The following is a 6,706-nucleotide window of genomic DNA, read 5'->3' on the forward strand; positions in this document are numbered from 1 at the left end:
GGCCGGGACAGCCGGTCCCGCCCGCCGACCTGCCGGCGGCGGTACCGGCTGTCCCGGCCCCGGCCCCGGCAGCGGCAGCGGCCGACCCGGCCCCGGCGGTGGGGCTGGTCATCTCACCGATCGTGCGCCGGCTCGCCCGCGACCACAACGTCGACCTGACCGCGCTGCGCGGCACCGGGCCGGGCGGGGTGATCCGCCGGGCGGACGTCGAGGCGGCGCTCGCCGCGACCCCCGCCGAGGTGCCCCCGACGACCGACCGGCCCGCCGGGCCGGCGCCGGTCGCCGCAGCGGGGGAGGACCTGGTCATCCCGCTGACCGGGATCCGTCGGGCGATCGCCGACAAGCTGTCCCGCAGCCGGCGGGAGATCCCCGAGGTGACCGTCTGGGTCGACGTGGACGCCACCGCGCTGCTGGCCACCCGGGCCGAGATCAACGCCGCCCGGCCCGACCAGCCGGTCAGCATCCTCGCCCTGCTGGCCCGGATCTGCCTGTCCGCGTTGCGCCGCTACCCGCAGCTCAACGCCCGGGTCGACACCGAAAACCAGCGGATCGTCCAGTCCGCCGGGGTGCACCTGGGCATCGCCGCGCAGACCGACCGGGGCCTGCTCGTCCCGGTCATCCGGGACGCGCAGCGGCTCACCGCCACCGAACTCGCCGCCGAGCTGGCCACCACCACGGCGGCGGCCCGGGCCGGTACGCTCCCGCCGTCCGGACTGACCGGCGGCACGTTCACCCTCAACAACTACGGCGTCTTCGGGGTGGACGGCTCCACCCCGATCATCAACCACCCGGAGGCGGCGCTGCTCGGGATGGGCCGGATCGTGGACAAGCCGTGGGTGGTCGACGGGCAGCTCGCGGTCCGCAAGGTGACGCAGCTCAGCCTCACCTTCGACCACCGGGTCTGCGACGGTGGGGTGGCCGGCGGCTTCCTGCGGTACGTCGCCGACTGCGTCGAACGACCCGCCCTGCTGGTCGCGAACCTCTGACCGGGGCCCTGCCGACCGCGAACCGCTGAGCGCGATCGGCACCGGGGCGGTGTCGTGGCCCGGACCCGTCGCGGGTCCGGGCCACGGTGTACCCGTGCCTCCCCGCCCGACACGGACCGTTTCCCGCTGCGGTCGGCGGGAAACCGGGTGCGTCGGGTGGCCGTCGTGGGAGGAGGTGCCGGGTGCTGCCGTACGAGGTCCGCCACGGCCCGCTGTCCGGGCTGGCGCACGCCCTCCGGCTCCCGCCCGACGAACTGGTCCGCGACGCCCGCCGGTACGGGTTGCGCGGCGACGGGGTCACCAACGACCAGCCGGCGCTGGCGGCACTCGTCAGCGAACTGGGCGACGCGTACGCCGCGGACGGGCAGCCGAGAATGATCTGGTGCCCACCCGGGGTGTACGCGATCCAGGACGCCGGCACGGCGTGGCGCAGCGGGGTCTCACTGGTCGGCGCCGGTCCGGGGATCACCCGGTTCGTGCTGGGCAACCCAGGCAACCGGGCCGAACCGGTCCCGCTGGCGCACTTCACCTCCGAACAGCACGGTGCCGGCCGGGACAACCACCTCGCCGACTGTGTCTTCGCGGGGTTCGAGATCGACGGGTCCGGGGTCGCACTGACCCGGTACGACCACCGGGCCAAGGGACTGGGCCTACAGTACGTGCTGAGGGGCCGGTTCCAGGACCTCTACATCCACGACACCGCCGCCACCGGCCTGGGCTGCGACTTCCTCCAGGACACGGTCATCTCCGGGGTGGTCGCCAACGGCTGTGGACGGTTGGACAACGGCAGCGACCTGGGCGGTGCGGGCATCGGTGTCGGCATCGGCGGCTGGGGGACCAGCGAGCGGCTCTGCATCACCGCGTGCACCACGGTCGGCAACGGCACCAACGGCATCTTCGTCGAGTTGCAGAAGGACTGGTGGCCCCGACCCCGGGGGATCCGGATCGTCGGCTGCCATGCCGAGGGCAACCGGTTCGGCATCTCCGACTGGGGTGCCGACGGCCTGGTCGTCTCCGCCTGCACCATGCTCGGCAACCTGGAGGCCGGGTTCGACGTGTCGGCGCTGAGCCGGGCCGGGGTGGCCGGCCGGGGCGGCATCGTCGCCGACTGCGTGATCGACGGCAACGTCCGGGACGGGATCAGCGTGGGCAACACCCCCGGTCCGTACGCCATCCGGGGCAACCGGATCAGCGGCAATGGCGGGTACGGCTACCGGGAACACAACCTCGGCCGGGGGTACCAGGAACCGGCGCTGGACATCGTCCTCGACGGCAACGAGATCTGGGGCAACAGCCTGGACGGGGTACGCGTGGACCGGGCCCTGACCGACGCGGCGCTGGTCGGCAACCGGATCCGGAACAACGGGCGGCGGATGGAACCGGCCGCCTCCGGCGCCGGGCCGAGCGTCGCCTACACCGCGACCACGCTGGTGGACACCACGGCGGACTGGGCGCCGGACGGACACCGGGGCAAGCTGCTGCGGGTCGGGGAGCGGACCGCGGTGGTGACCGCGAACACCGCCACCGTGCTCACCCTCGCCCCGGTACGCCCCGGGGCGCCCACGGCGTGGAGCGGGCCGGTGCCCGCGCCGGGGACCGGCTACCGGCTGCCGGCCGCGCCCGAGGTACGGGCCGGTATCGCCATCGCGGCCCCGGTGGACTCGGCGACCATCCGGGCCAACCGGATCTGGGACAACCAGCACGAGAAGACCCAGGACCACGGGATCTGGATCAACGACCGGGGTAGGTGCGTCGGCTGCCGGGTGGTGGACAACGAGCTGGCCGGCAACGCGGGGTCCGCGCTGCGCCTGGACACCGCGCCGGTCGGCGGCCGGTGGGCCGGTAACGGGGACGAACCGGACCGGGTCTGATCGGACGCCGGGGCGGTTGCCGCCCGACCGGGACGTCACCTCCGCAATTCCGCGTTCCGGCATCTTCGCCGCGAGCAAACGACATCCACCACTGGTGGTGAACTGTTGTTCCCCGATTCCCGAACCGGCCGGTCCCGGCCGATACAGAATGTGCCGCAGGGGATAGTGAATGGGGGGCACATGGATAAGAGGCGCCGAATCGCATTGCTGGTGACGACTCTGGCGCTGACGCCGGTCGCCTTCGGTGGCTGCACCGAACGGGGTTCCCGGCCGGCCGGACAGGCGGCCGCCCGCTCCGCGCCACCGACCCTGGCGCTCACTCCGGCGGCCGGCACCCGGGACGTGCCGATCAGCGCCGAGATCGGCACGGAGGTCAAGAACGGCAGGGTCGCCGAGGTCAAGGTCCGCGACGACAAGGGCCGGGCGGTGGACGGCACGATGCGCGAGGACGGTACCGCCTGGGTGCCGGCGAAACCCCTGGAGAACAAGCGGTCGTACCGGGCGGACGTGACGGTGAAAAACGATTCCGGACAGACGGCGACACAGAACACGACGTTCACCACGATGGCGAAGTCCGACCGGCAGACGATAACCAGTACGCTCTACTTCGCCGGTAACCGGACGTACGGAACCGCCATGCCCGTCACCGTCGCATTCGATCCCGGAATTCCCAAGGAGGCCCGGGCCGACGTACAGCGACGATTGTTCGTGAAAACCGAGCCGAAACAACCCGGCACCTGGAGTTGGCTCGACGACGGCACCCAGGCGTACTACCGGGCGCCGGACTTCTGGAGACCGGGCAGCACGATCAGCGTCCGGGCGGCCCTGGAGGGGCTGCCGATCGGCAAGGACCGGCTGGGCGACGCGGACCGCACCGCCAGCTCCCGGATCGGCAACCAGGTGTCCCTGGACATCGACAACGCGACCAAGCAGATGTCGGTGTTCCGCGACGGGCGGCTGGTCCGCCGGATCCCGGTCAGCCTCGGCAAGCCGAGCACGCCCAGCTCCAGCGGCAAAATGGTGATCATGGAGAAGCACGAGTTCACCACCTTCGACACCCGGGGCGAACCGGACGGCGGATACGTGGTGGACGTCGAGGACGCCCAGCGCCTCACCTGGGGCGGCGAGTTCATCCACGCCGCACCCTGGTCGGAGGGGGACCAGGGCAACACCAACGTCTCGCACGGCTGCGCCAACGTCTCCAGCGTCAATGCGGACTGGCTGATGGGGGTCACCCAGGTCGGTGACCTGGTCACCGTCCGGGGCACCGAGGTGCCGCTGACCCCCGGCAACGGCTGGACCGCCTGGAACGTCAGCTGGGAGGAGTTCGCCCGGGGTAGCGCCCCGCCGGTACCGGCGAACCTGAAACCGGCGCCCACCCCGAGCGCCGCGCCGTCGGCCCCGGCCGCGGTCGCGCCACCCACCGGCCGTACCCCGGCACCGGCCTCATCCGGCAGCGGCGGCTGACCACGCGTGCCGGGTGCCCCGGCACCGGTCTGGGGTACCCGGGTCGGTCCGGCAGCGGCGGCTGACCACGCGTGCCGGGTGCCCCGGCACCGGTCCGGGGTACCCGGGTCGGTCCGGCGGCGGCTGGCTACGCGCCGGGTGCCCCGGCACCGGTCCGGGGTACCCGGCTCAGCCCGGTGGCGGTGAGACTGCCCAGCCAGAGGTGCCCGCCGTGCTGGCGTACCCCGGTGACCATCGGGTACCGGCCGCTCGGGCCGTGCAGGGTCCGCAGCACCCGGCCGTCGCCGTCGACCAGCGCGACCAGGCCGTACCGGCGCGGCTGCGGGCGCAGGGCGTCCGGCAGCAGCGCGGCGACCTGTCGCAACCGGGGGTACGGCAGCAGCCGCTCCGCGATCGGCAGCCGGGGACTGGGCAGCGCCACCCAGTACGTCCCGTCGCCGACGGCGGAGAGGTTGTCCGGGTACGCGGGCAGGTCGGTCAGCACCTCGACCCGGCCGTCCGGCAGGCCGATCCGCAGCAGCCGGTGGGTGGTGGTCTCGGCCACCAGCAGCGCCGACTCGTCGGGGGTCAGGCCGACGCCGTTGGGGAAGTAGAGCCCGCCCGCGACCTCGGTGATCCGGCCACTGTCCGGCTGGTACGCCAGCAGCCGCCCGTTGGGCCGGTGCTCCAGCATGTCCCGCTTCCACTGCGACAGCGGGAACCGGTCGGAACTGTCGGAGAAAAAGACCGTGCCGTCCCGGGCGACGGCCGCGTTGTTGGCCAGCCGGACCGGGCTGCCGGCACCCGCACCGGTCAGCTCGCGGACCCGCCCGTCGTCGGTCACCCGGAGCAGGCCCCGCTCGGAGTCGCAGACCAGCAGACTGCCGTCGGTCGGGTCGAGTTCGATGCCGAGCGGCCGGCCCCCGGTGTCGGCCAGCACGGACGGCACCGTACCGGGTGCCGGGTCGGCGGGCCAGCGCCACAGCCGCCCGTCCTCGGTGCCGGTGACGACCCGTCCCGCCGGGTCGATCAGCACGTCCTCCGGGCCCCGGTGCCCGGCCGGGAGGGGGAAGTGGTCCGCCCGGTCGAGCCGCTGGTCGTCCGGGGCCCAGGCGCCGCTCAGCGGCGGGGGCACGGTGGCCGGTTCCCGGACGGGACGGATCAGGCGGGGTGCGGGACGGCTGCCGATCGACATGGGTTCATTCTGATGGACCGGAGCGGCTGTGCCGATGAGGTCCGGCCAGGTCCGCAACCGGGAAGATGTCCTCACGTCCGGTTGTCCGTCGTGGACCCCGCGCGGTGCCGGCCGGTCCGATCCGACCGGCACCGCAAGGCCCGGCGCAACGGCTCGGCGCACGCCGAGCAGCTCCGGCCGGCTCAGCGCACGCCGAGCAGGTCCACCACGAAGACCAGGGTCTCACCCGGCTTGATGACCCCACCGGCGCCCCGGCTGCCGTAGCCCAGGTGCGGCGGGATGGTCAGCTTGCGACGCCCACCGACCCGCATGCCGACCACGCCCTGGTCCCAGCCCTGGATGACCTGGCCGCCGCCGAGGGAGAACTCGAACGCCTGGCCCCGGTTCCAGGAGGCGTCGAACTCGCGGCCGGTGGAGTGCGCGACCCCGACGTAGTGCACGCTGGCCAGCTGTCCCGGCTGGGCCTCGGGGCCCTCGCCGACGGTGATGTCCTCGATGACGAGATCGGCGGGCGGGGCGCCCTCGATCGGGCCAACCTCGGGCTTCTGCATGTCGGTGCCCTCCTGTCGCGGCGGAACGGTACGGATCACCGTTGATCCTGCCGCATCGTGGTACGCCGATGCCCGGCGCCCGTGGGGACGCCGGGCCGGGGGACCCGCAACGGGGTCCGGGGGCACCACCGGATGGTGGTGCCCCCGGATCGGGGAGGGCTACCGGAGCCAGGGGAGCCGCTGGACGATGGGGACCTTCGCCCAGACCCGGCCGAGGCCGAGGGTGTCACCGGCGCCGATCAGGGCCAGTCCGGCCAGCAGGGCGGCGTTGATCAGGTGCTCGTCCATGAAGAGGTTGTTCTCCGGAGGGAGGACGGCCGTCCACATGAGCACGTAGAGCAGGCCACCGGTCACCGCCGCGATCCGCATCCCGATTCCGAGGAGCAGGGCGACCGCGATGCCGGCCAGACCGGTCATGAAGAGCCAGTCCGCCCAGGCCGCGCCGGCGATTCCGTTGTAGAGGTCCTTGAACGGGCCGGCCGTGCCGAAGGTGAGGAAGCCCTTGGTGGGGCTGCCACCGTTGATCCAGGCGTTCTTCGCCTCGGTGGCGTGGCCGAGGCCGAAGGCCTTGTCCAGGAAGGCCCAGAGGAACGTCCAACCCAGCGCGAGCCGGATCGCGGCGAAGACGTACCGGGTGGCACGCGCCCGGGTGGTCTC

The 6,706-nt window shown here is 73.2% G+C and carries 6 protein-coding genes; 3 read left to right on the plus strand and 3 right to left on the minus strand.

What is annotated here, in order from left to right:
• The 3 genes from GSF22_RS28495 to GSF22_RS28505 all read left to right on the plus strand — a co-directional run.
• On the plus strand, nt 1-986 hold a 986-nt coding region (locus GSF22_RS28495), incomplete at its 5' end, for a dihydrolipoamide acetyltransferase family protein (RefSeq protein WP_208816880.1).
• A gap of 212 nt (nt 987-1,198) precedes the next feature.
• Nucleotides 1,199-2,857 (plus strand): right-handed parallel beta-helix repeat-containing protein, encoded by a 1,659-nt coding sequence (locus GSF22_RS28500; protein ID WP_208816889.1) that lies wholly within the window; start codon nt 1,199-1,201, stop codon nt 2,855-2,857.
• A gap of 180 nt (nt 2,858-3,037) precedes the next feature.
• Nucleotides 3,038-4,324, plus strand: a complete 1,287-nt coding sequence (locus tag GSF22_RS28505; RefSeq protein WP_208816882.1) for a L,D-transpeptidase — start codon at nt 3,038-3,040, stop codon at nt 4,322-4,324.
• Between the two features lie 127 nt (nt 4,325-4,451).
• On the opposite strand, the gene GSF22_RS28510 is transcribed toward GSF22_RS28505, so the two are convergent.
• The 3 genes from GSF22_RS28510 to GSF22_RS28520 form a co-directional block, all read right to left on the minus strand.
• Nucleotides 4,452-5,498 (minus strand): SMP-30/gluconolactonase/LRE family protein, encoded by a 1,047-nt coding sequence (locus tag GSF22_RS28510; RefSeq protein ID WP_208816883.1) that lies wholly within the window; start codon nt 5,496-5,498, stop codon nt 4,452-4,454.
• A gap of 182 nt (nt 5,499-5,680) precedes the next feature.
• Nucleotides 5,681-6,049: an FKBP-type peptidyl-prolyl cis-trans isomerase gene (locus GSF22_RS28515; RefSeq protein WP_208816885.1), complete on the minus strand. Its 369-nt coding sequence runs from the start codon at nt 6,047-6,049 to the stop codon at nt 5,681-5,683.
• Between the two features lie 159 nt (nt 6,050-6,208).
• Nucleotides 6,209-6,706 (minus strand): hypothetical protein (locus GSF22_RS28520; protein WP_208816887.1); only part of this gene is annotated, 498 nt, incomplete at its 5' end.

This window comes from Micromonospora echinofusca (assembly GCF_017614955.1).
Classification (GTDB): domain Bacteria; phylum Actinomycetota; class Actinomycetes; order Mycobacteriales; family Micromonosporaceae; genus Micromonospora; species Micromonospora echinofusca_A.

What these genes read in the sequence shown, in the direction of transcription:
- GSF22_RS28505 (WP_208816882.1), top strand. Translation starts at nt 3,038, where the DNA reads ATGGATAAGAGGCGCCGAATCGCATTGCTGGTGACGACTCTGGCGCTG.
- GSF22_RS28510 (WP_208816883.1), bottom strand. Translation starts at nt 5,498, where the DNA reads ATGTCGATCGGCAGCCGTCCCGCACCCCGCCTGATCCGTCCCGTCCGG.
- GSF22_RS28515 (WP_208816885.1), bottom strand. Translation starts at nt 6,049, where the DNA reads ATGCAGAAGCCCGAGGTTGGCCCGATCGAGGGCGCCCCGCCCGCCGAT.